At 52.4% G+C, this 25,029-nt stretch carries 29 protein-coding genes; 21 read left to right on the forward strand and 8 right to left on the reverse strand.

Annotated elements, in window-relative coordinates; genetic code table 11:
• Positions 1–21 precede the first annotated feature (21 nt).
• Both agaR (BGE37_RS01960) and agaR (BGE37_RS01965) read right to left on the reverse strand, forming a co-directional pair.
• Entirely contained in the window at positions 22–792 is a 771-nt protein-coding gene (agaR, locus tag BGE37_RS01960) for a transcriptional repressor AgaR (RefSeq protein WP_105287720.1), read from the reverse strand.
• Between the two features lie 532 nt (positions 793–1,324).
• Entirely contained in the window at positions 1,325–2,134 is an 810-nt protein-coding gene (agaR, locus tag BGE37_RS01965) for an aga operon transcriptional regulator AgaR (protein WP_000072187.1), read from the reverse strand.
• 248 nt (positions 2,135–2,382) lie between these two features.
• On the opposite strand from agaR (BGE37_RS01965), the gene kbaZ reads away from it, so the two are divergent.
• The 12 genes from kbaZ to BGE37_RS02030 all read left to right on the forward strand — a co-directional run bounded on the left by kbaZ (position 2,383) and on the right by BGE37_RS02030 (position 12,811).
• Entirely contained in the window at positions 2,383–3,663 is a 1,281-nt protein-coding gene (gene kbaZ, locus BGE37_RS01975; RefSeq protein WP_032303875.1) for a tagatose-bisphosphate aldolase subunit KbaZ, read from the forward strand.
• Between the two features lie 22 nt (positions 3,664–3,685).
• Positions 3,686–4,159, forward strand: a complete 474-nt coding sequence (gene agaV, locus BGE37_RS01980; RefSeq protein ID WP_001295547.1) for a PTS N-acetylgalactosamine transporter subunit IIB — start codon at positions 3,686–3,688, stop codon at positions 4,157–4,159.
• A gap of 10 nt (positions 4,160–4,169) precedes the next feature.
• Complete coding sequence (gene agaW / locus BGE37_RS01985; protein ID WP_000406214.1) at positions 4,170–4,949, forward strand: PTS N-acetylgalactosamine transporter subunit IIC; 780 nt, start codon at positions 4,170–4,172, stop codon at positions 4,947–4,949.
• Positions 4,939–5,817 (forward strand): PTS N-acetylgalactosamine transporter subunit IID, encoded by an 879-nt coding sequence (gene agaE / locus BGE37_RS01990; RefSeq protein WP_001295548.1) that lies wholly within the window; start codon positions 4,939–4,941, stop codon positions 5,815–5,817. Before agaW ends, agaE begins: the two co-directional genes overlap by 11 nt.
• A gap of 17 nt (positions 5,818–5,834) precedes the next feature.
• Positions 5,835–6,269 (forward strand): PTS galactosamine/N-acetylgalactosamine transporter subunit IIA, encoded by a 435-nt coding sequence (agaF, locus tag BGE37_RS01995; RefSeq protein ID WP_000948819.1) that lies wholly within the window; start codon positions 5,835–5,837, stop codon positions 6,267–6,269.
• Positions 6,266–7,399, forward strand: coding sequence for an N-acetylglucosamine-6-phosphate deacetylase (gene nagA / locus BGE37_RS02000; RefSeq protein ID WP_105287722.1), 1,134 nt, complete (start codon positions 6,266–6,268; stop codon positions 7,397–7,399). Before agaF ends, nagA begins: the two co-directional genes overlap by 4 nt.
• A gap of 350 nt (positions 7,400–7,749) precedes the next feature.
• Positions 7,750–8,904 carry an AgaS family sugar isomerase gene (locus tag BGE37_RS02005; protein WP_105287723.1) on the forward strand — a complete coding sequence of 385 codons (1,155 nt, stop codon included), beginning with the start codon at positions 7,750–7,752 and terminating at the stop codon, positions 8,902–8,904.
• Positions 8,905–8,916: 12 nt separating this feature from the next.
• Positions 8,917–9,777: a tagatose-bisphosphate aldolase subunit KbaY gene (kbaY, locus tag BGE37_RS02010; RefSeq protein WP_000022773.1), complete on the forward strand. Its 861-nt coding sequence runs from the start codon at positions 8,917–8,919 to the stop codon at positions 9,775–9,777.
• A 166-nt stretch (positions 9,778–9,943) separates the two neighbouring features.
• On the forward strand, positions 9,944–10,420 hold the full coding sequence (gene agaB, locus BGE37_RS02015; RefSeq protein ID WP_000098011.1) for a PTS galactosamine transporter subunit IIB: 477 nt from the start codon (positions 9,944–9,946) through the stop codon (positions 10,418–10,420).
• Between the two features lie 38 nt (positions 10,421–10,458).
• Positions 10,459–11,262: a PTS galactosamine transporter subunit IIC gene (gene agaC, locus BGE37_RS02020; protein WP_105287724.1), complete on the forward strand. Its 804-nt coding sequence runs from the start codon at positions 10,459–10,461 to the stop codon at positions 11,260–11,262.
• Entirely contained in the window at positions 11,252–12,043 is a 792-nt protein-coding gene (agaD, locus tag BGE37_RS02025) for a PTS galactosamine transporter subunit IID (RefSeq protein WP_000534351.1), read from the forward strand. Before agaC ends, agaD begins: the two co-directional genes overlap by 11 nt.
• Positions 12,044–12,811, forward strand: coding sequence for a galactosamine-6-phosphate isomerase (locus BGE37_RS02030; protein ID WP_077782412.1), 768 nt, complete (start codon positions 12,044–12,046; stop codon positions 12,809–12,811).
• A 49-nt stretch (positions 12,812–12,860) separates the two neighbouring features.
• On the opposite strand, the gene rsmI is transcribed toward BGE37_RS02030, so the two are convergent.
• The gene (gene rsmI, locus BGE37_RS02035) at positions 12,861–13,724 is read right to left on the reverse strand and encodes a 16S rRNA (cytidine(1402)-2'-O)-methyltransferase (RefSeq protein ID WP_000809263.1); all 864 of its coding nucleotides are present in this window, start codon (positions 13,722–13,724) and stop codon (positions 12,861–12,863) included.
• Between the two features lie 64 nt (positions 13,725–13,788).
• On the opposite strand from rsmI, the gene lpoA reads away from it, so the two are divergent.
• From lpoA to dolP, 4 genes are read left to right on the forward strand one after another with little or no spacing between them, the layout of a single operon-like run.
• On the forward strand, positions 13,789–15,825 hold the full coding sequence (gene lpoA, locus BGE37_RS02040) for a penicillin-binding protein activator LpoA (protein WP_105287725.1): 2,037 nt from the start codon (positions 13,789–13,791) through the stop codon (positions 15,823–15,825).
• Positions 15,783–16,178, forward strand: coding sequence for a YraN family protein (locus BGE37_RS02045; protein WP_000246844.1), 396 nt, complete (start codon positions 15,783–15,785; stop codon positions 16,176–16,178). The genes lpoA and BGE37_RS02045 overlap by 43 nt, the downstream gene beginning before the upstream one ends.
• A 19-nt stretch (positions 16,179–16,197) precedes the next feature.
• Positions 16,198–16,788, forward strand: a complete 591-nt coding sequence (diaA, locus tag BGE37_RS02050) for a DnaA initiator-associating protein DiaA (protein WP_001158035.1) — start codon at positions 16,198–16,200, stop codon at positions 16,786–16,788.
• A gap of 9 nt (positions 16,789–16,797) precedes the next feature.
• Positions 16,798–17,373, forward strand: a complete 576-nt coding sequence (dolP, locus tag BGE37_RS02055) for a division/outer membrane stress-associated lipid-binding lipoprotein (RefSeq protein WP_000646033.1) — start codon at positions 16,798–16,800, stop codon at positions 17,371–17,373.
• Positions 17,374–17,576: 203 nt separating this feature from the next.
• Here the strand turns inward: dolP and BGE37_RS02060 are convergent, their stop codons facing one another.
• Both BGE37_RS02060 and BGE37_RS02065 read right to left on the reverse strand, forming a co-directional pair.
• Positions 17,577–18,617 (reverse strand): permease, encoded by a 1,041-nt coding sequence (locus BGE37_RS02060; RefSeq protein WP_105287726.1) that lies wholly within the window; start codon positions 18,615–18,617, stop codon positions 17,577–17,579.
• Positions 18,618–18,689: 72 nt separating this feature from the next.
• Positions 18,690–19,325 (reverse strand): NAD(P)H-binding protein, encoded by a 636-nt coding sequence (locus BGE37_RS02065; protein WP_105287727.1) that lies wholly within the window; start codon positions 19,323–19,325, stop codon positions 18,690–18,692.
• 127 nt (positions 19,326–19,452) lie between these two features.
• Between BGE37_RS02065 and yhbO the strand changes: the two genes are divergently transcribed.
• Positions 19,453–19,971 carry a protein/nucleic acid deglycase gene (gene yhbO / locus BGE37_RS02070; protein ID WP_000037614.1) on the forward strand — a complete coding sequence of 173 codons (519 nt, stop codon included), beginning with the start codon at positions 19,453–19,455 and terminating at the stop codon, positions 19,969–19,971.
• Here yhbO and BGE37_RS02075 read toward each other — a convergent pair.
• Positions 19,951–20,394, reverse strand: a complete 444-nt coding sequence (locus tag BGE37_RS02075; protein ID WP_032303837.1) for a YhbP family protein — start codon at positions 20,392–20,394, stop codon at positions 19,951–19,953. The genes yhbO and BGE37_RS02075 overlap by 21 nt on opposite strands.
• Before the next feature lie 50 nt (positions 20,395–20,444).
• On the opposite strand from BGE37_RS02075, the gene yhbQ reads away from it, so the two are divergent.
• The gene (gene yhbQ / locus BGE37_RS02080; protein WP_105271274.1) at positions 20,445–20,747 is read left to right on the forward strand and encodes a DNA damage response exodeoxyribonuclease YhbQ; all 303 of its coding nucleotides are present in this window, start codon (positions 20,445–20,447) and stop codon (positions 20,745–20,747) included.
• Here yhbQ and BGE37_RS02085 read toward each other — a convergent pair.
• Together BGE37_RS02085 and ubiT are read right to left on the reverse strand one after the other, a co-directional pair.
• The gene (locus BGE37_RS02085; protein ID WP_000908554.1) at positions 20,734–21,237 is read right to left on the reverse strand and encodes a GNAT family N-acetyltransferase; all 504 of its coding nucleotides are present in this window, start codon (positions 21,235–21,237) and stop codon (positions 20,734–20,736) included. The genes yhbQ and BGE37_RS02085 overlap by 14 nt on opposite strands.
• A complete protein-coding gene (ubiT, locus tag BGE37_RS02090) occupies positions 21,231–21,755 on the reverse strand; it encodes a ubiquinone anaerobic biosynthesis accessory factor UbiT (RefSeq protein WP_001517154.1) in 525 nt (174 codons plus the stop codon). Before ubiT ends, BGE37_RS02085 begins: the two co-directional genes overlap by 7 nt.
• Positions 21,756–21,963: 208 nt before the next feature.
• Here ubiT and ubiU point away from each other — a divergent pair, with 208 nt between their 5' ends.
• The 3 genes from ubiU (at position 21,964) to BGE37_RS02105 (ending at position 24,934) form a co-directional block, all read left to right on the forward strand.
• The gene (gene ubiU / locus BGE37_RS02095) at positions 21,964–22,959 is read left to right on the forward strand and encodes a ubiquinone anaerobic biosynthesis protein UbiU (protein WP_001309783.1); all 996 of its coding nucleotides are present in this window, start codon (positions 21,964–21,966) and stop codon (positions 22,957–22,959) included.
• A gap of 8 nt (positions 22,960–22,967) precedes the next feature.
• Positions 22,968–23,846: a U32 family peptidase gene (locus BGE37_RS02100; protein WP_001296442.1), complete on the forward strand. Its 879-nt coding sequence runs from the start codon at positions 22,968–22,970 to the stop codon at positions 23,844–23,846.
• Between the two features lie 80 nt (positions 23,847–23,926).
• A complete protein-coding gene (locus tag BGE37_RS02105; RefSeq protein WP_032185191.1) occupies positions 23,927–24,934 on the forward strand; it encodes a luciferase-like monooxygenase in 1,008 nt (335 codons plus the stop codon).
• The last annotated feature ends 95 nt before the right edge of the window (positions 24,935–25,029 follow it).

Here is a 25,029-nt window from a genome sequence, read left to right on the forward strand (position 1 = left end):
TTTATCTCCAGCCACATTTTCTCACTCATCAGCAATCACAACTTCCACACCCATTTGCGTTAATGCTGCTTTGTAATTCTCCGGAATACCGCTATCGGTAATCAGTCGATCTATCTCGCTCACTTCACCGATCATACAGAAGCTTTTGCGGCCAAATTTACTGGAGTCCGCGACAACAGTAATTTCCTGCGCAACCTGGCACATCACCTGGTTCAGATGTGCCTCACCCGGATGTGGTGTGGTAATCCCTGCTTCAAGGCAAAAGCCGTCCACGCCCAAAAACAGCTTATCAAAGCGATACTGCCGGAGTTGTTGTTCTGCCGAAGGCCCATACAGGGAGTAGACGCTCTGGCGAACATTTCCACCAAGGATCATAACATCCACCCGTTCAAAACTGGCCATTTCCCAGGCGATATTCAAGGCATTCGTCATGACGACTAAATCCCGACGCCCTTTGAGCGAAGCGGGAATTAGCGTGGTCGTTGAACCAGAATCGATAATTAATGTATCGCCATCTTTGACAAAACTGGCCGCTTTTTCGGCAATTCGCACTTTAACATCACGATTAAGGCGATCTTTATCCTGCAAGGGTCTGTCGAGCGCAAAGTGTTGATTCAACACGGCACCGCCATAGGAACGCATGACGCAACCTTTTTGCTCCAGATACCGTAAGTCATTGCGGATCGTGACCGATGAGACACCAAAATGGATGCTGAGCGGCTCAACGCGTACGCTTCCCTGGGCACATAACAAATCAATGATTTGTTCGCGGCGTCTTAGGCTATCTAGCATGTTTATCGCTCCCTGAAAAAGTATTTCGTTGCATTCTTGCATTTTGCAGCTTTCATTTTCTTTTGAATGCATTACATCAGAAGAAAAGAAGTGAATTTGTGAACGCGACAACGGCGTTGAAACCTGGAAAAATCGACTCCAGAACTTTCGGTTGACCGCAAATGAAAATGACAAACTGAAAAAGTGAAAAGAAGAGATGCCGAAATAGCGAGTGCTAACGGCAGAAAAGCGAAAGCAGAAAGTGGATCCCCACCGTGAGATCACCGCCTTTTGGGAGAGTGAAGAAGGTCACAAATTTGCAAAATAGTGCTTTTAGCACTGCAACGCGAGGGGACTGAGCGGGTGATTTGGAAAGCGCCTCGCAAAATGGGAAACATGCTCTCTTTTTTCGTTGGTTCTGGCGCTTTCTGCTGTTAATAATGCATTTGCATTACCTTTGCTGAAGTTTCTAATTTGAGCAGAAAACAGGCTGTAAAAGGTCAGTGAACAATGCCCGCCGAACACATCCGTGTTGAGCTACGGGCGCCATTTCTCACTCCCCGACCAGAATCACTTCAACCCCAGCCTTTCGCAGGCCTTCCAGACTATCCGCAGGAATGCCTTCATCAACAATGATCATGTCGATACGTTGAGTATCAATGATCTTATGTAAACTGGAACGGTTGAACTTACTGGAATCGGTGACCACAATGATCCGTTCCGCAACTTCGCACATCCGACGGTTTAAACGGGCTTCATCTTCATTATGCGTGCTGACGCCGCGCTCCAGATCGATCGCATCTACGCCGAGAAAAAGCATATCAAAGTGGTAATTTTGTAGCGATTGTTCAGCCTGATCGCCGTAAAAAGATTGCGACTGACGCCGCAGATGCCCGCCGGTCATAAGAAGTTCAACGCCTTCTGCTTCCAGCAGTGCATTGGCTACGTTCATACCATTGGTCATCGCAATTACGTCGGTGTGCTTGCGCATCAGACGAGCAATCTCAAACGTGGTGGTCCCGGAATCGAGGATCACCCGATGACCTGGCTGAATCAACTCAACGGCAGCTTTCGCAACGCTGCGTTTCATCGCAGTGTTCAGCGCGCTTTTATCTTCCACTGATGGCTCGACTGACGGCGTCGTGCTATCGCAGATCAACGCGCCGCCATAGGCCCGCACAGCGATCCCCTGCTTTTCCAGAAAAGCCAGATCGTTGCGGATCGTCACAGTAGATACGCCATACAATGCCGACAGATCGTTAACCTGCACACTCCCTTGCTGTCGCAGGCGCTGAATGATTTGTTCTCGTCGCTCGCTGGTGCCTGTCACTCGCTTCTCGCCTGAAGCGTCGGTATTACTCATAGTAAGTCCTTTCGTAAAACTTTCGTTTCATTTCGTTTTGCCTATTTACGCCTTTCTATTGAGCAAATGCAAGCCCACCTTGCCCATTGACGCAAGCTACTCTCGTTTCAGTGACTTTCATTATGTTTCTTTTGTGAATCAGATCAGAAAACTATTATCTTTCGTTTTATTTTTATCTCACCATGACGCAGTATCAACTGAAACAAAACGAAAGATTAATATCGCAGCAATCTGAACTGGAGAGGAAAGTGAAACATCTGACAGAAATGGTGAGGCAGCACAAAGAGGGCAAAACAAATGGGATTTATGCCGTTTGTTCCGCACACCCGCTGGTGCTGGAAGCTGCAATCCGCTACGCCAGTGTAAACCAAACACCGTTACTGATTGAAGCGACATCCAATCAGGTGGACCAGTTCGGTGGTTATACCGGAATGACACCCGCCGATTTTCGCGGCTTTGTTTGTCAGCTCGCCGACTCATTGAATTTCCCACAAGACGCGTTGATTCTGGGTGGCGATCATCTGGGGCCAAACCGCTGGCAAAACCTGCCTGCAGCTCAGGCGATGGCCAATGCCGATGATTTGATTAAAAGCTACGTGGCGGCAGGATTCAAAAAAATTCACCTTGATTGCAGCATGTCCTGTCAGGACGATCCGGTTCCCTTAACCGATGACATCGTGGCTGAACGCGCCGCCCGACTGGCTAAAGTCGCGGAAGAAACCTGCCGTGAACACTTTGGCGAAGCCGATCTGGTGTATGTCATTGGTACCGAAGTGCCGGTACCTGGCGGCGCGCATGAAACCTTAAGCGAGCTGGCGGTCACTACGCCGGATGCCGCCCGCGCCACGCTGGAAGCCCATCGTCACGCCTTTGAAAAGCAAGGTCTGAATGCCATCTGGCCACGCATCATTGCTCTGGTGGTACAACCCGGCGTCGAATTCGATCACACCAACGTTATTGATTATCAGCCAGCTAAAGCGACCGCCTTAAGCCAGATGGTCGAAAACTACGAAACGCTGATTTTCGAAGCGCACTCTACCGATTACCAAACGCCGCAATCGCTGCGCCAGCTGGTGATTGACCACTTTGCCATTCTGAAAGTTGGCCCAGCGCTGACCTTCGCCCTGCGTGAAGCTCTGTTCTCTCTGGCGGCGATTGAAGAAGAACTGGTGCCAGCAAAAGCCTGTTCCGGTCTGCGTCAGGTGCTGGAAAACGTGATGCTCGACCGCCCGGAATACTGGCAAAGCCACTACCACGGTGACGGCAACGCGCGTCGTCTGGCGCGTGGTTATAGCTACTCGGATCGCGTGCGCTATTACTGGCCGGACAGCCAGATTGATGACGCTTTCGCTCATCTGGTTCGTAACCTGGCGGATGCGCCAATTCCGCTGCCGCTCATCAGTCAGTACCTGCCGCTGCAATACGTGAAAGTTCGCTCCGGCGAGCTGCAGCCAACGCCACGGGAACTCATTATCAACCATATTCAGGACATCCTGGCGCAGTACCACACAGCCTGTGAAGGCCAATAAGCAAAACAAAGAGGAACACGCTATGCCAAATATTGTTTTAAGCCGGATTGATGAACGCTTGATTCACGGTCAGGTCGGCGTTCAGTGGGTCGGATTTGCGGGGGCAAATCTGGTGCTGGTAGCCAATGATGAGGTTGCCGAAGATCCGGTACAACAAAACCTGATGGAAATGGTGCTGGCAGAAGGGATCGCCGTACGTTTCTGGACGCTGCAAAAAGTGATCGACAACATTCATCGCGCCGCCGATCGACAGAAAATCCTGCTGGTTTGTAAAACACCTGCCGATTTCCTGACGCTGGTGAAAGGTGGCGTTCCGGTGAATCGCATTAACGTTGGCAATATGCACTACGCCAATGGCAAGCAACAAATCGCCAAAACGGTTTCTGTGGATGCGGGCGATATCGCAGCATTTAACGACCTGAAAGCCGCTGGGGTGGAATGCTTCGTTCAGGGCGTCCCGACAGAGCCTGCTGTGGACCTCTTTAAATTACTTTGAGGGATTCATCATGGAAATCAGTCTGTTGCAGGCATTTGCGTTGGGCATTATCGCCTTTATCGCTGGCCTGGATATGTTTAACGGCCTAACCCATATGCACCGCCCGGTGGTCCTCGGCCCGTTAGTTGGGTTGGTGCTTGGCGATCTGCATACCGGTATTTTAACCGGCGGTACGCTGGAACTGGTGTGGATGGGGCTGGCACCGCTGGCGGGCGCACAGCCGCCTAACGTGATTATCGGAACTATCGTCGGCACGGCGTTTGCCATTACTACTGGCGTGAAACCGGATGTCGCGGTCGGTGTCGCCGTACCTTTCGCTGTCGCAGTACAGATGGGGATTACCTTCCTGTTCTCGGTGATGTCTGGCGTGATGTCCCGCTGCGACCGGATGGCGGAGAACGCCGATACTCGCGGCATTGAACGCGTGAACTATCTGGCATTGCTGGCACTCGGCACGTTCTATTTTCTCTGCGCTTTCCTGCCTATCTACTTCGGCGCGGAGCATGCAAAAACCATCATTGATGTCCTGCCGCAACGGTTAATCGACGGCCTTGGCGTCGCGGGCGGCATCATGCCAGCAATCGGTTTTGCCGTGCTGCTGAAAATCATGATGAAAAACGTCTATATCCCCTACTTCATCCTGGGCTTCGTTGCCGCCGCCTGGCTCAAGTTACCGGTGCTGGCTATTGCTGCCGCCGCGCTGGCGATGGCGCTGATCGACCTGCTGCGTAAATCTCCTGAACCGACTCAACCTGCGGCACAGAAAGAGGAATTTGAAGATGGCATCTAATCAAACTACCCTGCCGAACGTCAGTGAAAACGAAGAAACACTACTGACAGGCGTCAATGAAAACGTGTATGAAGATCAGAGCATTGGCGCGGAGCTAACAAAAAAAGATATCAACCGCGTCGCCTGGCGTTCCATGCTGTTACAAGCGTCTTTTAACTACGAACGTATGCAGGCTTCCGGCTGGTTGTACGGTCTGCTGCCTGCTCTGAAAAAGATCCACACTAATAAACGCGACCTGGCGCGCGCCATGAAGGGGCATATGGGTTTCTTCAATACCCATCCGTTTCTGGTGACGTTTGTTATTGGCATTATCCTCGCGATGGAGCGTTCTAAGCAGGACGTTAACAGTATTCAGAGCACCAAAATTGCCGTCGGTGCGCCGCTCGGTGGGATTGGCGATGCCATGTTCTGGCTAACGTTACTGCCGATTTGTGGCGGGATTGGTGCCAGTCTGGCATTGCAAGGCTCTATTCTTGGCGCAGTCGTGTTTATTGTGCTGTTTAACGTGGTACACCTGGGGCTGCGTTTTGGTCTGGCGCATTATGCTTACCGCATGGGCGTGGCGGCGATCCCACTCATTAAAGCGAATACCAAAAAAGTCGGCCATGCAGCGTCTATCGTTGGGATGACGGTGATCGGCGCGCTGGTGGCAACCTATGTTCGTTTAAGCACCACGCTGGAAATCACGGCGGGCGATGCAGTGGTTAAGCTGCAGGCTGACGTTATCGACAAACTGATGCCTGCCTTCTTACCGCTGGTCTACACCCTGACCATGTTCTGGCTGGTACGCCGCGGCTGGAGTCCGCTGCGCCTGATTGCGGTTACCGTGGTTCTTGGCATCGTCGGTAAATTCTGTCATTTCCTTTAAATACAATGAGGTATTAGATGTTAAGTATTATTTTGACAGGGCATGGCGGATTTGCCAGCGGCATGGAAAAAGCAATGAAGCAAATCCTCGGCGAGCAGTCGCAGTTTATCGCCATTGATTTTCCGGAAACCTCAAGCACTGCGCTGCTTACATCGCAGCTTGAAGAAGCCATTGCCAAACTGGATTGTGAAGACGGCATTGTTTTTCTGACAGATTTGCTGGGCGGCACACCGTTTCGCGTGGCTTCAACGCTGGCGATGCAAAAACCGGGCTATGAAGTGATCACCGGCACCAATTTGCAACTGTTACTGGAAATGGTGCTGGAGCGCGAAGGGTTAAGCGGTGAAGAATTCCGTGTGCAGGCGCTGGAGTGTGGACACCGTGGGCTGACCAGTCTGGTAGACGAGTTAGGCCGCTGCCATGAAGAATGTCCGGTCGAGGAAGGAATATGACACACGTTCTGCGCGCCAGAAGGCTGCTGACTGAAGAGGGATGGCTCGATGACCATCAGTTGTGTATTGCTGACGGTGTAATCGCAGCAATCGAACCGATTCCAGTGGGCGTGACTGAACGCGATGCGGAACTGCTCTGCCCCGCTTATATCGATACCCATGTACACGGTGGTGCGGGCGTTGATGTTATGGATGACGCGCCGGATGCGCTCGACAAGCTGGCAATGCACAAGGCACGGGAAGGTGTCGGCAGTTGGTTGCCGACTACCGTAACCGCGCCGCTTAATACCATTCATGCGGCGCTGGAACGTATTGCGCTACGCTGCCAGCGCGGTGGACCTGGTGCGCAAGTGCTGGGGAGTTATCTCGAAGGGCCGTACTTCACGCCGCAGAATAAAGGCGCACATCCGCCGGAGCTGTTTCGCGAGCTGGAAATTGCCGAGCTGGATCAATTGATTGCTGTTTCACGGCATACCTTGCGCGTGGTGGCGCTGGCACCGGAAAAAACGGGCGCGTTACAAGCCATTCGTCATCTTAAACAGCAGAACGTGCGGGTAATGCTGGGACATAGCGCAGCAACCTGGCAACAAACCCGCGCCGCATTTGATGCTGGCGCAGACGGCCTGGTGCATTGCTATAACGGGATGACAGGATTACATCACCGCGAACCGGGAATGGTTGGCGCGGGTTTAACGGACAAGCGCGCCTGGCTGGAACTGATAGCCGATGGGCATCATGTTCATCCGGCGGCGATGTCGCTGTGTTGTTGCTGTGCGAAAGAGAGAATCGTGCTCATCACCGACGCGATGCAGGCAGCCGGGATGCCGGATGGTCGCTATACGTTATGTGGTGAAGAAGTGCAGATGCACGGTGGCGTTGTCCGTACCGCGTCCGGTGGGCTGGCGGGCAGTACGCTGTCTGTCGATGCGGCAGTGCGCAACATGGTCGAGTTGACGGGCGTAACGCCTGCGGAAGCCATCCATATGGCATCGCTGCATCCGGCGCGTATGCTGGGTGTTGATGGTGTTCTGGGATCACTTAAACCGGGCAAACGCGCCAGCGTCGTTGCGCTGAATAGCGGACTGCATGTGCAACAAATCTGGATTCAGGGTCAATTAGCTTCGTTTTGATGGTTTGCTCCTTTATTGGGCCTTCACTTCCCCCGTAAGGCCTTTCTTTTTCTTTCGTTTTAATCTGTGCAGTGGTGTCGAATGCGACGCTGGCGCGTCTTATCCGCTCTACGGTACGCCGCTTCCAGCAATCGGTACACATAGCGACGTTATCACGCAATCCTTTAATCTTCCCTTGTCTTTTCTTTCAACGATCACAAATTTCGTTTTATTTCTTTTTTCTCCATTGAACTTTCGATTTCTTTTCTATAGATTTTAATCAACGAAACGAATCACCAAGTGAAATGAAACGAAAGGCAAGCGAAGCCTGCAATGCCGGAAGTCAAGTTCATCAGACTAAGGATTGAGTTATGCCAGAAAATTACACCCCAGCGGCCGCCACCACCGGCACATGGACTGAAGAAGAGATCCGCCATCAGCCTCGCGCATGGATCCGTTCACTCACCAACATCGACGCGCTACGTTCCGCGCTCAATAACTTCCTTGAACCGTTACTGCGCAAAGAGAATCTGCGGATCATCCTGACCGGAGCCGGAACCTCGGCATTTATCGGTGATATCATCGCGCCGTGGCTCGCCAGCCATACCGGTAAAAACTTCAGCGCCGTACCGACCACCGATCTGGTCACTAATCCGATGGACTACCTGAATCCAGCTCATCCACTGCTGTTGATCTCCTTCGGTCGATCTGGCAACAGCCCGGAAAGCGTCGCCGCCGTGGAACTGGCGAATCAGTTTGTACCGGAATGCTATCACCTGCCGATCACCTGCAACGAAGCGGGCGCTCTTTACCAAAACGCGATCAACAGCGACAACGCGTTTGCCCTGCTGATGCCCGCAGAAACGCACGATCGCGGCTTTGCAATGACAAGCAGCATTACCACTATGATGGCCAGCTGCCTCGCGGTTTTCGCACCTGAGACAATCAATAGCCAGACCTTCCGCGACGTAGCGGATCGTTGCCAGGCGATCCTGACCTCACTGGGCGATTTCAGCGAAGGTGTGTTTGGTTACGCACCGTGGAAACGGATCGTTTATCTCGGCAGCGGTGGCTTACAGGGCGCAGCACGCGAGTCGGCGCTGAAAGTACTGGAACTGACGGCGGGTAAACTGGCGGCCTTTTATGATTCCCCGACCGGATTCCGTCATGGCCCGAAATCGCTGGTCGATAACGAAACGCTGGTGGTGGTGTTTGTCTCCAGCCACCCCTATACGCGTCAGTATGATCTTGATCTGCTGGCAGAACTCCGCCGTGACAACCAGGCAATGCGCGTAATCGCCATCGCCGCGGAAGGCAACGACGTTATTACCGCCGGTCCACATATCATCCTGCCGCCGTCACGTCACTTTATCGACGTTGAGCAGGCATTTTGCTTCCTGATGTACGCCCAGACGTTTGCACTGATGCAGTCGCTGCATATGGGCAATACGCCGGATACCCCATCAGCCAGCGGCACCGTTAACCGCGTGGTGCAAGGCGTAATCATTCATCCGTGGCAGGCATAAGAGGATCGCATTATGAGTATTATCTCCACCAAATATCTGTTACAGGACGCCCAGGCCAATGGCTACGCGGTGCCTGCTTTTAACATTCATAACGCCGAGACGATCCAGGCGATCCTCGAAGTGTGCAGTGAAATGCGATCGCCGGTGATCCTCGCCGGGACGCCGGGGACCTTTAAACATATCGCGCTGGAAGAGATCTACGCCCTGTGTAGTGCCTATTCCACAACCTACAACATGCCACTGGCGCTGCATCTCGACCACCACGAATCGCTGGATGATATTCGCCGTAAAGTCCACGCAGGCGTGCGCAGTGCGATGATCGACGGCAGCCACTTCCCATTTGACGAGAACGTGAAGCTGGTGAAATCGGTTGTCGACTTCTGCCACTCACAGGATTGCAGCGTGGAAGCAGAACTGGGCCGCCTGGGCGGTGTTGAAGATGACATGAGCGTTGACGCCGAAAGTGCATTCCTGACCGATCCACAAGAAGCTAAACGCTTTGTCGAACTGACTGGCGTCGACAGCCTGGCGGTAGCGATTGGTACGGCGCACGGCTTATACAGCAAAACGCCGAAGATTGATTTCCAGCGGCTGGCGGAAATTCGTGAAGTGGTGGATGTTCCTCTGGTGCTGCATGGTGCCAGCGATGTTCCAGATGAATTTGTCCGCCGCACTATTGAACTTGGCGTCACAAAAGTAAACGTTGCCACAGAATTAAAAATAGCTTTCGCTGGCGCGGTTAAAGCCTGGTTTGCGGAAAATCCGCAGGGTAATGATCCTCGTTATTATATGCGCGTCGGTATGGATGCGATGAAAGAAGTTGTCAGAAATAAAATTAATGTCTGTGGTTCAGCGAATCGAATTTCAGCATAATCATTAGTTTTTTATGATTTATCCCAATGTACTTCCCGATTAATATCGGGGAGTGCCTTAATGGTAAAGGAGATAACTAAACCTTAATAAATACATCAGTAAAATATCGCAACAATAATATATTTAAAAAAATTATATTATTCAACTTTATGGTGAGGATTACACAATGAGCAGTCCAAATATTCTCTTAACCCGTATTGATAACCGTCTGGTTCACGGTCAGGTTGGTGTGACCTGGACATCTACCATCGGTGCAAATCTGCTGGTAGTCGTGGATGATGTTGTCGCTAACGATGATATTCAACAAAAATTAATGGGTATTACCGCGGAAACCTACGGCTTTGGCATTCGTTTCTTTACTATCGAAAAAACCATTAACGTCATCGGCAAAGCTGCACCGCATCAGAAAATCTTCTTGATTTGCCGTACGCCGCAAACGGTACGTAAATTGATAGAAGGTGGCATTGACCTGAAAGATGTCAACGTCGGCAATATGCATTTCTCGGAAGGTAAAAAGCAAATCAGCAGTAAAGTTTATATCGACGATCAAGATCTCGCGGACTTACGCTTTATTAAACAACGCGGTGTGAATATTTTTATTCAGGACGTCCCCGGCGATCAAAAAGAACAAATCCCTGACTAAATTTAAAATCGCCTTAATACTGGTTTGAGGTAATAAAAATGCATGAAATAACCCTAATTCAGGGATTATCCCTGGCGGCGTTAGTTTTCGTTCTGGGGATTGATTTTTGGCTGGAAGCCTTATTTTTATTCCGCCCGATAATCGTTTGTACCCTTACAGGTGCTATTCTCGGTGATATTCAGATTGGCTTAATTACCGGTGGCCTGACAGAACTGGCTTTCGCCGGATTAACCCCCGCAGGTGGTGTTCAGCCGCCCAACCCAATTATGGCGGGTCTGATGACCACCGTCATTGCATGGTCTACGGGCGTCGATGCCAAAACGGCAATTGGTCTTGGTCTGCCGTTTAGTTTGTTAATGCAGTACGTCATTCTGTTCTTCTATTCCGCTTTCTCATTATTCATGACCAAAGCTGATAATTGTGCGAAAGAGGCGGATACAGCAGCGTTTTCCCGACTTAACTGGACAACGATGCTCATCGTCGCTTCAGCGTATGCGGTGATTGCTTTCCTCTGTACTTACCTGGCGCAAGGGGCGATGCAGGCGCTGGTGAAAGCGATGCCCGCCTGGCTGACCCACGGCTTTGAAGTGGCTGGCGGTATTCTGCCTGCCGTTGGTTTTGGCTTGCTGCTGCGCGTAATGTTCAAAGCGCAATATATCCCTTACCTGATCGCCGGTTTCCTGTTTGTTTGCTACATCCAGGTCAGCAACCTGTTGCCGGTTGCCGTACTGGGCGCAGGCTTTGCGGTGTATGAGTTTTTCAATGCGAAATCCCGGCAGCAAGCGCAACCGCAGCCCGTTGCCAGTAAAAATGAAGAAGAGGACTACAGCAATGGGATCTGAAATCAGTAAAAAAGATATCACCCGTCTGGGCTTTCGTTCGTCACTGCTACAAGCAAGCTTTAACTACGAAAGGATGCAGGCGGGCGGTTTTACCTGGGCGATGTTGCCGATCCTGAAAAAGATTTATAAGGACGACAAACCGGGCCTAAGCGCGGCGATGAAAGATAACCTCGAATTTATTAATACCCACCCGAATCTGGTCGGATTCCTGATGGGGTTATTAATTTCGATGGAAGAAAAAGGAGAAAACCGCGACACCATTAAAGGCCTCAAAGTGGCACTGTTTGGCCCAATCGCCGGGATTGGCGATGCGATTTTCTGGTTTACCTTATTGCCGATTATGGCGGGAATTTGCTCATCATTTGCCAGCCAGGGAAACTTGCTGGGGCCGATTCTATTTTTCGCCGTTTACCTGCTTATCTTCTTCCTGCGCGTCGGCTGGACCCACGTCGGTTATTCAGTCGGCGTGAAGGCGATCGATAAAGTGCGAGAGAACTCGCAGATGATTGCTCGTTCGGCAACCATCCTCGGGATCACGGTAATCGGCGGGCTGATCGCTTCGTATGTGCATATTAACGTGGTGACATCGTTTGCGATCGACAGTACCCACAGCGTCGCCCTGCAGCAGGATTTCTTCGATAAAGTCTTCCCGAACATTTTACCGATGGCCTATACCCTGCTGATGTATTACTTCCTGCGGGTGAAAAAAGCGCATCCGGTGCTGTTAATCGGCGTGACTTTTGTGCTCTCTATTGTTTGTTCCGCATTCGGCATTTTGTAAATGGAACGAGGCACTGCGTCTGGTGGTGCCTCTTTACTAAAGGAATTTCATCCTGTGCAAACCCTTCAACAAGTTGAAAACTATACGGCGTTAAGTGAACGTGCCAGCGAATATTTATTGGCCGTGATCCGTAGCAAACCGGATGCCGTGATTTGCCTGGCGACCGGAGCCACGCCATTACTGACGTATCATTATCTGGTAGAAAAAATCCACCAGCAGCAGGTTGATGTCAGCCAGCTCACCTTCGTGAAGCTCGACGAATGGGTGGATCTGCCATTAACGATGCCTGGCACCTGCGAAACTTTCCTTCAACAGCATATCGTGCAGCCGCTGGGGCTACGTGAAGACCAGCTCATCAGCTTTCGCTCCGAAGAGATAAATGAGACAGAGTGCGAACGGGTAACGAACCTGATTGCGCGCAAAGGCGGTCTGGATTTATGCGTTCTCGGATTGGGGAAAAACGGTCATCTTGGGCTGAACGAACCGGGAGAAAGCCTGCAACCGGCCTGCCATATCAGTCAACTTGATGCCAGAACACAGCAACATGAGATGTTAAAAACCGCGGGTCGCCCCGTGACTCGTGGGATCACCTTAGGCCTGAAGGATATTCTCAATACCCGCGAAGTTTTGCTACTGGTGACTGGCGAAGGAAAGCAGGATGCGACAGAACGTTTTCTCACGGCTAAAGTCTCTACCGCTATCCCGGCTTCGTTTTTATGGCTGCATAACTATTTCACATGCATGATTGATGAGATGTGTCGTCGTTAAATCGCCCGGTGTAGGCGTTGCAGCTCTATTCTTGCTGCGACGCCTGTAATCACTCCCCCTGCTGTTCCAGCGCATACTTATACAGCGCGTTTTTTTTCACGCCGTGAATCTCTGCCGCCAGCGCCGCCGCTTTCTTCAGCGGAAGCTCAGCCTGTAACAACGCCAGCGTGCGCAGGGCATCGGCAGGTAAGTCTTCTTCCTGTGCTTTATGGCCTTCAACAATCAGCACCATTTCACCTTTGCGACGGTTTTCATCTTCTTTGACCCACGCCAGCAGCTCGCCAACGGGCGCGCCGTGAATGGTTTCCCAGGTTTTGGTCAGCTCACGCGCCAGAACGACGTAGCGGGATTCGCCTAATACCGCAACGATATCTTCCAGGCTATCTAACAGACGGTGGGTCGATTCATAAAAAATCAGCGTGCGCGGCTCCGCTTCAATGGCTTTTAGCGCATCACGGCGGCCTTTTGATTTGGCAGGTAAAAAGCCTTCATAACAAAAACGATCGGATGGTAAACCCGCAGCACTTAATGCAGTGATAGCAGCACACGGCCCCGGTAGTGGCACCACGCGAATCCCCGCTTCTCGGCAGGTACGCACCAGATGATAGCCGGGATCGTTAATTAGTGGCGTTCCGGCATCGGACACCAGCGCAATGTTTTGCCCTTCCTGCAGCTTCGCCAGTAACGTTTCGGCTTTCTGTTGTTCGTTATGGTCGTGCAAGGCGAACAACCTGGCGTTAATTCCAAAATGTTGCAGCAGTAAACCGGTATGACGCGTATCCTCGGCGGCAATCAGATCAACGGCCTGTAAAACCTCCAACGCACGCTGGGTGATATCTGCCAGATTGCCGATTGGCGTCGGTACAATGTAAAGCTGGCCCTGAGAATTATCCGCCGATTGGTGTTGTTTCATTGTGTCGTCCGTATTGCCGATTTAATATTGAGCATTGCGTAAAAAAAATATCACTGGATACATTATGGTACCCTCAACATTTTCTCGTTTGAAAGCCGCGCGTTGTCTGCCTGTTGTTCTGGCAGCCCTGATTTTCGCCGGTTGTGGCACCCATACTCCCGATCAGTCCACTGCCTATATGCAGGGCACGGCGCAGGCTGATTCTGCCTTTTATCTTCAGCAGATGCAGCAAAGCGCTGATGATACCAGGATCAACTGGCAATTACTCGCCATTCGTGCACTGGTGAAAGAAGGTAAAACCGGGCAGGCGGTGGAGCTGTTTAACCAGCTGCCGCAGGAACTGAACGATTACCAGCGTCGCGAGAAAACTCTTCTGGCAGTAGAAATTAAGCTGGCGCAGAAAGATTTTGCTGGCGCACAAACCCTGCTGGCGAAAATCACACCTGCCGATTTAGATCAAAACCAGCAGGCGCGTTACTGGCAGGCAAAAATCGATGCCAGTCAGGGGCGTCCTTCCATTGATTTACTGCGCGCCTTAATTGCTCAGGAACCCCTGCTCGGCGCGAAAGAAAAGCAACAGAATATTGATGCTACATGGCAGGCACTCTCCTCCATGACTCAGGACCAGGCGAATACGCTGGTGATCAACGCCGACGAAAATATTCTGCAAGGCTGGCTTGATCTGCAGCGCGTCTGGTTTGATAACCGTAACGATCCCGACATGATGAAAGCTGGGATCGCCGACTGGCAGAAACGTTATCCGAACAACCCGGGCGCGAAAATGCTGCCTACGCAGTTGGTAAACGTAAAAGCATTTAAACCAGCGTCAACCAACAAAATAGCCCTGTTATTGCCGTTGAATGGTCAGGCCGCAGTATTTGGCCGCACTATTCAGCAAGGCTTTGAAGCGGCGAAAAATATCGGCACTCAGCCAGTGGCGGCACAGGCAACTGCCGCACCAATCGCAGACGTTGCAGAACAACCCCAGCAGCAAACTGTTGACGGCGTTGCCAGCCCGGCACAAGCCTCGGTTAGCGATCTGACAGGCGAAGAAACCGCGGCTCAACCAGTGCCTGTAAGCGCCCCGGCGGCAAACACTGCGGCGGTAAGCGCCCCCGCGAATCCATCCGCAGAGCTGAAAATTTATGATACCTCATCACAACCGCTTAGCCAGATCCTCAACCAGGTTCAGCAGGATGGCGCGAGTATTGTGGTCGGTCCGTTGCTGAAAAATAACGTTGAAGAGTTACTGAAAAGCAACACCCCGCTGAACGTGCTGGCACTGAACCAGCCGGAAAATATCGAAAACCGCGTCAATATTTGTTACTTCGCGCTTTCACCGGAAGACGAAGCGCGCGATGCAGCGCGTCATATTCGTGACCAGGGTAAACAAGCGCCACTGGTGCTGATCCCTCGCAGTTCGCTGGGCGATCGCGTAGCCAATGCGTTTGCGCAAGAGTGGCAGAAGCTGGGCGGCGGTACCGTTTTGCAACAAAAATTTGGTTCCACCAGCGAATTACGCGCGGGAGTTAACGGTGGTTCTGGTATCGCTTTAACCGGTAGCCCGATTACTCCCAGAGCGACAACCGATTCAGGCATAACGACCAACAATCCAATGCTGCAAACCACGCCAACCTATGACCAGTTCACCAATAATGGCGGTCGTGTCGATGCGGTGTACATTGTGGCAACGCCGGGTGAAATCGCTTTTATCAAACCGATGATCGCCATGCGTAACGGTAGCCAGAGCGGTGCAACGCTGTACGCAAGCTCCCGAAGCGCACAAGGCACCGCGGGTCCGGATTTCCGTCTGGAAATGGAAGGTTTGCAATATAGCGAAATCCCGATGCTGGCGGGCGGTAATCTGCCATTAATGCAGCAGGCGCTCAGTGCGGTGAATAACGATTATTCGCTGGCTCGCATGTATGCGATGGGCGTTGATGCCTGGTCGTTGGCAAATCATTTCTCACAAATGCGCCAGGTTCAGGGTTTCGAAATCAACGGTAATACCGGAAGTCTGACGGCTAACCCGGATTGCGTAATTAACAGGAAGTTATCATGGCTACAGTACCAACAAGGTCAGGTAGTCCCCGCCAGTTAACCACTAAACAGACCGGCGATGCGTGGGAAGCACAAGCGCGTCGCTGGCTGGAGAGCAAAGGACTGCGGTTTGTCGCCGCTAACGTGAACGAGCGTGGCGGCGAGATCGATCTGATAATGCGTGAAGGCAGGACCACCGTTTTTGTCGAGGTGCGTTACCGCCGCTCAGCCCTTTACGGTGGTGCGGCAGCCAGTGTGACCCGCAGCAAACAACACAAATTATTACAGACTGCCCGCTTGTGGCTCGCGCGTCATAATGGGAGTTTTGATACTGTGGATTGCCGGTTCGATGTGGTAGCCTTCACCGGGAATGAAGTTGAGTGGATTAAGGATGCCTTTAATGACCACTCATAATTAAGGTTTAAGGATTAGCGTGCAAGAACGAATTAAAGCTTGCTTCACTGAAAGCATTCAAACTCAAATTGCGGCAGCAGAGGCGCTTCCGGATGCCATCTCCCGTGCAGCCATGACGCTGGTTCAGTCTCTGCTCAATGGCAACAAAATCCTCTGTTGTGGTAATGGAACTTCCGCTGCCAACGCACAGCATTTTGCTGCCAGCATGATCAACCGATTCGAAACGGAGCGGCCCAGCTTACCTGCCATTGCACTAAATACTGATAATGTTGTCTTAACGGCGATTGCCAACGATCGCTTACATGATGAAGTGTATGCAAAACAAGTGCGGGCGCTGGGGCATGCGGGAGATGTGTTGTTAGCCATTTCCACCCGTGGCAACAGCCGCGATATCGTAAAAGCAGTAGAAGCTGCTGTTACGCGTGATATGACCATTGTGGCATTGACTGGCTATGACGGCGGTGAACTTGCAGGGTTGTTAGGGCCACAGGATGTGGAGATCCGCATTCCTTCGCATCGTAGTGCTCGCATTCAGGAAATGCATATGCTGACGGTAAATTGCTTGTGCGATCTGATCGATAACACGCTTTTCCCTCACCAGGATGTTTAAGGAGAATACATGAAGGCATTATCGCCAATCGCAGTCCTTATTTCCGCACTGCTGTTGCAAGGTTGCGTTGCTGCCGCCGTAGTGGGCACCGCGGCTGTGGGTACAAAAGCCGCAACTGACCCACGCAGTGTCGGCACCCAGGTGGACGATGGAACCCTGGAAGTGCGCGTGAACAGCGCATTGTCGAAAGACGAACAAATCAAGAAAGAAGCTCGCATTAATGTAACGGCCTATCAGGGCAAAGTGCTGCTGGTTGGGCAGTCACCAAACGCTGAACTTTCGGCTCGCGCCAAACAGATTGCTATGGGCGTAGACGGTGCCAACGAAGTGTATAACGAGATTCGTCAGGGCCAGCCGATTGGTCTGGGCGAAGCGTCTAACGATACGTGGATCACCACCAAAGTGCGTTCGCAGCTGTTAACCAGCGATCTGGTGAAATCCTCCAACGTGAAAGTGACCACTGAAAATGGTGAAGTGTTCCTGATGGGGCTGGTGACTGAACGTGAAGCGAAAGCGGCGGCAGATATTGCCAGTCGGGTGAGCGGCGTAAAACGTGTAACCACAGCGTTTACGTTTATTAAATAGCAGCACCTTGTAATGCCTGATGCGACGCTTGCCGCGTCTTATCAGGCCTACACGACACAAACCGTAGGTCGAATAAGGCGCCTGCGCCGCATCCGACTGCCGTTGCCTGATGCGACGCTTGCCGCGTCTTATCAGGCCTGCAACGATGCAAACCGTAGGTCGGATAAGGCGTTTACGCCGCATCCGACATGTTTTCCCTCAAATCAGAACAACAGCGCCAGCCCGCCGACAATCACACCAGACACCGCCACCATCGCACCCGTCAGCCATAAGGCTTTCGCCGGGAACGCTTTACGCAACATTATCAGCGACGGCAAACTTACAGCAGGAAGCGTCATCAACAATGCCAGCGCCGGAGCGGTTCCCATACCTGCCAGCATCATCGTTTGTACAATCGGAATTTCTGCTGCCGTGGGAATGACAAACAAGCATCCCGCTACCGCCATCGCAATCACCCACATCAGGCTGTCATCGACAGCACCATCGGCATGGGGGAATAACCAGACGCGAGCAGCACCCAACGCCAGTACGGCAAGGATATATACCGGGATCGTACTCCAGAAAAGCGTCCATAGCGCCCTACCCCAGCGGCTAAAGAATCCGCCCTGCACTTCCGGCATGTCAATTTCGACCGGTGCCTGTGTTTGCGGTGTTTCACGCACCCATTTTTGCACCAGGGTCGCAATCAGCAACACCATCACCAGTCCCGCCACCAGACGAATCGCCGCAAAGCCCCAGCCGAGGACAAAACCCATAAACACCAGCGTCGCCGGGTTTAACAACGGATTGCCCATCCAGAATGCCAGCGCCCCGCCCATCGACACCTGTTGGCGACGCATCCCCGCCGCGACCGGTGCCGCACAGCAAGTACACATCATGCCCGGCAGCGAAAACAGCGTTCCCAGCAGCGTGCCGCGAAAGCGCGATTGCCCAAGCGTGCGTAGCAGCCAGTCACGAGGGATCAGCACCTGAATCAACGACCCGAGGATCACTCCCAGCACCGCCGCTTTCCATACCGCGAGGAAATAGACCATCGCGTAATCCAACGCCGCCTGCCACGGATTAGCATCCGCCTGTGAGAGTATTGATTTACCGATGTTGTGAGTTTCGGCGGCGGTAAACGCTTTGCCGTAGTAAGGTTGCCATTTCACATACCAGAGACCAGCAATGACAACGAGAAAGAAAAGCGCGGGTTTCCACCACTGAATGGGCGTTGCCGCCTGAGATGAAGACTGACCAGTCATAGCATTCCCCAGGAATAAGTTATGATAATTGAGCGCGTGAATATTACGCTCACTATCAATTCTTGGGAATAATTATTCAGCTCTTTTGCGTAATTCTGAAGAGCTTAAAATAGTCACACCTTCATGCTCAGGCCGCATCGCCTCTGCCAGCATGACCCGCGCCACGTCTCGCGCATCAATGGATTTCCAGTTACCCGGTAGCAAACGAAACAACGGTGCAAAAAGCGTTTCGTTCATCCGCTGCTTGCTGCGATCGCCCAGCAACATCGACGGACGGGCAATGGTCAGTTTCGGCCAGTTCTGGGCGATTAACGCTTCTTCCATCTCCCCTTTGACGCGGTTATAGAAAAACGGCGAGTGGGGATTGGCCCCCATAGCACTGACTACCAGCATATGCTGAGCACCCAGTCGCCGTCCGGTTAATGCGGTATCCACAACCAGCGTGTAATCGGCATGAATAAACGCTTCTTTGCTCCCCGCTTCCCGCCGCGTGGTGCCGAGACAACAAAACACAATGTCGATGGGATCGGTGACCTGTGCCAGCGCGTCGGTCAGTTGCGGATCATGGGGATTGAACACTCCTGACATATCTCCCAACGGACGTCGCGTCGGTGCAGCAATAGCGTTAACTTTCGGTTCGTTAATCAACATCCGCAGCAGGTGACCGCCCACCAGCCCCGTTGCGCCTGTAATCAGTACCTGACTCATCTTCGCTCCTTTACAGAATTGTCTGCCTTGCGCTCCCCGGCTCATGCACCAGGCTTAATAGACCATGAGGTAATTATCCCCGATTGTGAGAAATTCGCCTCATCCAATGCAACAACGCGGAGGAAGCATGAGTAAGAAAATTGCCGTTTTAATCACTGATGAATTTGAGGATTCAGAATTTACTTCACCCGCAGACGAGTTCCGTAAAGCCGGACACGAAGTGATTACCATTGAAAAACAAGCGGGTAAAACGGTGAAAGGGAAAAAAGGAGAAGCCAGCGTGACCATCGATAAATCCATCGATGAAGTGACGCCAGCCGAGTTTGATGCCCTGCTGCTACCGGGCGGCCATTCACCGGATTATCTGCGTGGCGACAACCGTTTTGTCACCTTTACCCGTGATTTTGTGAATAGTGGCAAACCGGTGTTTGCCATTTGCCACGGTCCGCAGCTGCTGATCAGCGCCGATGTGATTCGGGGGCGCAAACTGACCGCCGTTAAACCGATTGTGATTGATGTTAAAAACGCGGGCGCGGAATTTTACGATCAGGAAGTGGTGGTCGATAAAGATCAGCTGGTTACCAGTCGGACACCGGACGATTTGCCCGCGTTTAACCGCGAGGCGTTACGCCTGCTCGGTGCCTGAGCTACGTAGCCAAATCATTTTTTTACCAAAGCCCAGCGTGTTGTCAGTGAATTTGATTTCATCAAGCCGGATTTCCCACACCGGCGCCGACAGCATTCTGGCAACCGGAAAGCGACGATTATACGCCTTGCGCGCAAAGTCGCTTTCCTCACCTTCCAGTCTGCGGATCTCACCTTTAAACTGCACGCCGCGAATTAACGCTACCGTTTTCGGCTGACCGTTTACCGTTCCAGCAACTGCCGCCTGCGGCCCACTCATCTGCGCGTGACGCGTTTTTTCCTCCGTCAAAATGTAGAAGGCAACTTTCTGTGCATCAAAAAGATAAAAGGCATTGGCGCACCACAATTCCCCTTCCTGCTGCACACACCAGGTGACAACATGTTGTTTTGCCAGCCAACGGCTGATGGCGGTGAGTGTTTCCATAGCTGTTCTCTTTTATACTGTGGGCCTGACCTTAACATGTGACGCAGACGATGACACCCTGGTTTCTTTACTTGATCCGTACCGCCGACAATAAGCTTTATACCGGGATCACCACGGATGTTGAACGCCGCTATCAGCAGCACCAAAGCGGAAAAGGGGCGAAAGCACTGCGCGGGAAAGGAGAACTGACGCTGGCGTTTTCCGCGCCAGTGGGCGACCGCTCGCTGGCGTTACGGATGGAATATCGCATCAAGCAACTGACCAAACGGCAAAAAGAGCGTCTGGTAGCAGAAGGCGCAGGGTTTGCAGAACTGTTGAGCAGCCTGCAAACCCCAAAGATTAAAAGCGATTGAAGTGTTCGTGATACTCAACCAAACCGGTTACGCCATTCAGCGCATCATCCGCTAAACGATGTACCTGGAAGGCGCTTTCAGTGCCCGGCCAGCGGCAACGCAGATCGTGATGTGCCGCCAGTTCAAAGCCGAAACGGCTGTACAGCGCCGGATCGCCCAGCGTCACCACTGCGGCATAGCCGAACTCATTAAGCGAATCGAGTCCTTCATAGACCAGTTGGCGTGCCAGTCCCTGTCCACGGTATTTTTCATCTACCGCCAGCGGTGCCATGCCGACCCATTGCAGGTCTTCGCCCTGCACATCAACCGGACTGAATGCCACATAGCCAATGACCTGACCTTCGTCATCTGTCGCCACCAGCCCCAGCGTCAGAAAGCCATCTTCACGCAGATCGTGAACCAGCTTCGCTTCCGCATCGCTTTCGAATGAACGACGCAGCAGGGCATCAATACCCGGCGCATCAATTGGAATTTCTACTCGAATTAGCATGGTTCACCTACCGATGTCTGTTTGGTTTCAGGCGTGGTTTTCATTCCCGCCTCAACAAAATCCGCCAGTTGCAGCAGCATCATGCGTAAGGCTTTCGGCATTTGCTCCAGTTCAATGGCGTCCATCAGGTTTTTCACATATAATCCCAGCTCCGTATCGCCTTCAATCACCAGCCGACGCTGGAAGAAGAGCGTGTCCGGATCCTGTTTACGCGCCGCAATCATCAGCAGATCGCTGGCGTCGGCACTAAAACTCACATCAGCTTGCGCGTTCTGGCTAACGACCAGTTTGCCATTCACCACCGAGGTAAACCATTGCAGGTCAATATCACGCACATGAATACTTAACCAGCGGCCTTCAAGAAACTCCAGCTCGCCATCATCCAGCGCCTGACGGAATTGCCAGCTTAAGACCTGCTCAAGAACCTGGCGTTTTAGCGCAAATGGCGTCAGTTTTACCGGTACACTCAACAGAGATGGCCCCAAATGCACAATACGGGAACGCAGTTTATCCAACACGAGTTTTACTCCCTGTTTCAACAATCATCCTATTTTGCCATATCAGAAAAATAACATAGCGGTATAAATCAACAATTCCATATGAAATTGCTGCTACCACCAATACAACTTTAACTGCCTTAAATCAAAAATTGTCGCAGCAAGGTTAACTAAAATCCCAGTTCGTTAACATTTTTGCGCTTTGATAGCGCACCCTTCAGGAAAAATTATGGAGCTGCTCTGCCCTGCCGGAAATCTCCCGGCGCTTAAGGCGGCCATCGAAAACGGCGCAGATGCTGTTTATATCGGGCTAAAAGATGATACCAATGCCCGTCACTTCGCCGGCCTTAACTTTACCGAGAAAAAATTGCAGGAAGCGGTGAGTTTTGTCCATCAACATCGCCGCAAACTTCACATCGCGATTAACACTTTTGCGCATCCGGACGGTTACGCCCGCTGGCAGCGCGCCGTGGATATGGCGGCGCAGCTGGGTGCCGACGCGCTGATTCTCGCCGACCTCGCCATGCTGGAGTACGCCGCCGAGCGTTACCCGCATATTGAGCGTCATGTGTCAGTGCAGGCTTCGGCGACCAATGAAGAGGCGATTCACTTTTATCATCGCCATTTTGACGTTGCCCGCGTGGTGCTGCCGCGCGTGTTATCGATTCATCAGGTGAAACAACTGGCGCGGGTCACGCCTGTACCGCTGGAAGTGTTCGCTTTCGGCAGTCTGTGCATTATGTCGGAAGGTCGTTGCTATCTGTCGTCGTATCTGACGGGTGAGTCGCCCAACACCGTGGGGGCATGTTCTCCGGCCCGTTTCGTGCGCTGGCAGCAAACGCCGCAGGGGCTGGAATCCCGCCTGAACGAAGTGCTGATCGACCGTTATCAGGACGGCGAAAACGCAGGTTATCCGACGCTGTGTAAAGGGCGTTATCTGGTGGACGGCGAGCGCTATCATGCGCTGGAAGAACCAACCAGTCTCAATACCCTTGAGCTACTGCCGGAGTTAATGGCGGCGAATATCGCTTCGGTGAAAATTGAAGGCCGCCAGCGTAGCCCTGCGTATGTCAGCCAGGTAGCGAAAGTCTGGCGTCAGGCTATCGACCGTTGTAAGGCCGATCCGCAAAACTTCGTGCCGCAAAGCGCGTGGATGGAGACGCTCGGGTCGATGTCCGAAGGCACACAAACCACTCTTGGCGCGTATCACCGTAAATGGCAGTGAGAAAAGTAATGAAATATTCCTTAGGGCCGGTGCTGTGGTACTGGCCAAAAGAGACGCTGGAGGATTTTTATCAGCAGGCCGCCGCCAGCAGCGCAGACGTGATTTATCTCGGTGAAGCGGTCTGTAGCAAACGCCGGGCAACCAAAGTTGGCGACTGGCTGGAGATGGCAAAATCGCTCGCCGGAAGTGGCAAGCAGATTGTGCTCTCCACGCTGGCGCTGGTGCAGGCATCCTCCGAACTGGGCGAACTGAAACGCTATGTTGAGAACGGTGAGTTTCTGATTGAAGCCAGCGATCTCGGCGTGGTGAATATGTGCGCTGAGCGCAAACTGCCGTTCGTCGCCGGACACGCTCTGAACTGCTACAACGCGGTGACGCTGAAAATATTGCTCAAACAGGGAATGATGCGCTGGTGTATGCCGGTGGAACTTTCCCGCGACTGGCTGGTGAATCTGCTTAATCAGTGCGATGAGCTGGGCATTCGCAACCAGTTTGAAGTGGAAGTCTTGAGCTACGGTCATCTGCCGCTGGCCTACTCCGCCCGCTGCTTTACCGCGCGTTCGGAAGACCGCCCAAAAGATGAGTGTGAAACCTGCTGCATTAAGTATCCGAACGGGCGCAACGTGCTGTCGCAGGAAAACCAACAAGTGTTTGTGCTCAATGGCATTCAGACCATGAGCGGCTACGTGTACAACCTCGGTAACGAGCTGGCATCCATGCAGGGGCTGGTTGATGTGGTCCGCCTGTCACCGCAGGGTACTGACACTTTCGCGATGCTCGACGCCTTCCGCGCTAATGAAAATGGCGCTGCACCACTCCCGTTGACGGCAAACAGCGACTGTAACGGCTACTGGAGACGGCTGGCTGGGCTGGAACTGCAAGCCTAAGCAAATAGCTCACTTTGTTAACAACTTTAACTACCCTTTAATGCAGTATTAAAGATTAATCGGTAACAAAGTGAGCTGTTATGACTGATAAAACCACTGCGTTTTCGCTACTCGATCTGGCCCCCATCCCAGAAGGTTCTTCAGCGCGAGAAGCGTTCTCCCACTCTCTCGACCTCGCCCGTCTGGCTGAAAAGCGCGGCTATCATCGCTACTGGCTGGCAGAACACCACAATATGACCGGTATTGCCAGTGCTGCAACATCAGTTTTGATTGGCTATCTGGCGGCGAATACCACTACGCTGCATCTGGGGTCTGGCGGCGTGATGTTACCAAACCACTCACCGTTGGTGATCGCCGAACAGTTCGGCACGCTCAATACGCTCTATCCGGGGCGAATCGATTTGGGGCTGGGCCGTGCTCCGGGTAGTGACCAGCGAACCATGATGGCTCTACGTCGTCATATGAGCGGCGATATTGATAATTTCCCCCGCGATGTCGCGGAGCTGGTGGACTGGTTTGACGCCCGCGATCCCAATCCGCATGTGCGCCCGGTACCAGGCTATGGCGAGAAAATCCCCGTGTGGTTATTAGGCTCCAGCCTTTACAGTGCACAACTGGCGGCGCAGCTTGGTCTGCCGTTCGCGTTTGCCTCACACTTCGCACCGGATATGCTATTCCAGGCGCTGCATCTTTATCGCAGCAACTTCAAACCGTCGGCACGACTGGAAAAACCGTATGCGATGGTGTGCATCAATATTATCGCCGCCGACAGCAACCGCGACGCTGAATTTCTGTTTACCTCAATGCAGCAAGCCTTTGTGAAGCTGCGCCGCGGTGAAACCGGGCAACTGCCGCCACCGATTCAAAATATGGATCAGTTCTGGTCACCGTCTGAGCAGTATGGCGTGCAGCAGGCGCTGAGTATGTCGCTGGTGGGTGATAAAGCGAAAGTGCGTCATGGTTTGCAGTCGATCCTGCGCGAAACCGACGCGGATGAGATTATGGTTAACGGGCAGATTTTCGATCACCAGGCGCGCCTGCATTCGTTTGAGCTGGCGATGGATGTTAAGGAAGAGTTACTGGGATAGTGTGTTTTAACGTGGGAAGCCTTATCCGAGCTGGCAACGCTGTCCTACGTAGGCCTGATAAGCGAAGCACATCAGGCATTGTGTAGGCAGCAGAA

Origin of the sequence: Escherichia sp. MOD1-EC6300 (genome assembly GCF_002965045.1) — a bacterium.
Classification (GTDB): Bacteria; Pseudomonadota; Gammaproteobacteria; order Enterobacterales; family Enterobacteriaceae; genus Escherichia; species Escherichia coli_F.

Bases quoted from the DNA above. Each gene is read 5' to 3' on its own strand.
- nagA (WP_105287722.1), top strand. From the start codon at position 6,266: ATGACACACGTTCTGCGCGCCAGAAGGCTGCTGACTGAAGAGGGATGG.
- yhbQ (WP_105271274.1), top strand. From the start codon at position 20,445: ATGACACCCTGGTTTCTTTACTTGATCCGTACCGCCGACAATAAGCTT.
- BGE37_RS02005 (WP_105287723.1), top strand. From the start codon at position 7,750: ATGCCAGAAAATTACACCCCAGCGGCCGCCACCACCGGCACATGGACT.
- yhbO (WP_000037614.1), top strand. From the start codon at position 19,453: ATGAGTAAGAAAATTGCCGTTTTAATCACTGATGAATTTGAGGATTCA.
- agaV (WP_001295547.1), top strand. From the start codon at position 3,686: ATGCCAAATATTGTTTTAAGCCGGATTGATGAACGCTTGATTCACGGT.
- agaR (WP_105287720.1), bottom strand. From the start codon at position 792: ATGCTAGATAGCCTAAGACGCCGCGAACAAATCATTGATTTGTTATGT.
- dolP (WP_000646033.1), top strand. From the start codon at position 16,798: ATGAAGGCATTATCGCCAATCGCAGTCCTTATTTCCGCACTGCTGTTG.
- BGE37_RS02105 (WP_032185191.1), top strand. From the start codon at position 23,927: ATGACTGATAAAACCACTGCGTTTTCGCTACTCGATCTGGCCCCCATC.
- BGE37_RS02100 (WP_001296442.1), top strand. From the start codon at position 22,968: ATGAAATATTCCTTAGGGCCGGTGCTGTGGTACTGGCCAAAAGAGACG.
- agaR (WP_000072187.1), bottom strand. From the start codon at position 2,134: ATGAGTAATACCGACGCTTCAGGCGAGAAGCGAGTGACAGGCACCAGC.
- agaF (WP_000948819.1), top strand. From the start codon at position 5,835: ATGTTAAGTATTATTTTGACAGGGCATGGCGGATTTGCCAGCGGCATG.
- agaE (WP_001295548.1), top strand. From the start codon at position 4,939: ATGGCATCTAATCAAACTACCCTGCCGAACGTCAGTGAAAACGAAGAA.
- agaW (WP_000406214.1), top strand. From the start codon at position 4,170: ATGGAAATCAGTCTGTTGCAGGCATTTGCGTTGGGCATTATCGCCTTT.
- lpoA (WP_105287725.1), top strand. From the start codon at position 13,789: ATGGTACCCTCAACATTTTCTCGTTTGAAAGCCGCGCGTTGTCTGCCT.
- agaB (WP_000098011.1), top strand. From the start codon at position 9,944: ATGAGCAGTCCAAATATTCTCTTAACCCGTATTGATAACCGTCTGGTT.
- agaC (WP_105287724.1), top strand. From the start codon at position 10,459: ATGCATGAAATAACCCTAATTCAGGGATTATCCCTGGCGGCGTTAGTT.
- BGE37_RS02075 (WP_032303837.1), bottom strand. From the start codon at position 20,394: ATGGAAACACTCACCGCCATCAGCCGTTGGCTGGCAAAACAACATGTT.
- BGE37_RS02060 (WP_105287726.1), bottom strand. From the start codon at position 18,617: ATGACTGGTCAGTCTTCATCTCAGGCGGCAACGCCCATTCAGTGGTGG.
- rsmI (WP_000809263.1), bottom strand. From the start codon at position 13,724: ATGAAACAACACCAATCGGCGGATAATTCTCAGGGCCAGCTTTACATT.
- BGE37_RS02085 (WP_000908554.1), bottom strand. From the start codon at position 21,237: ATGCTAATTCGAGTAGAAATTCCAATTGATGCGCCGGGTATTGATGCC.
- agaD (WP_000534351.1), top strand. From the start codon at position 11,252: ATGGGATCTGAAATCAGTAAAAAAGATATCACCCGTCTGGGCTTTCGT.
- BGE37_RS02065 (WP_105287727.1), bottom strand. From the start codon at position 19,325: ATGAGTCAGGTACTGATTACAGGCGCAACGGGGCTGGTGGGCGGTCAC.
- BGE37_RS02045 (WP_000246844.1), top strand. From the start codon at position 15,783: ATGGCTACAGTACCAACAAGGTCAGGTAGTCCCCGCCAGTTAACCACT.
- BGE37_RS02030 (WP_077782412.1), top strand. From the start codon at position 12,044: ATGGAACGAGGCACTGCGTCTGGTGGTGCCTCTTTACTAAAGGAATTT.
- kbaY (WP_000022773.1), top strand. From the start codon at position 8,917: ATGAGTATTATCTCCACCAAATATCTGTTACAGGACGCCCAGGCCAAT.
- ubiU (WP_001309783.1), top strand. From the start codon at position 21,964: ATGGAGCTGCTCTGCCCTGCCGGAAATCTCCCGGCGCTTAAGGCGGCC.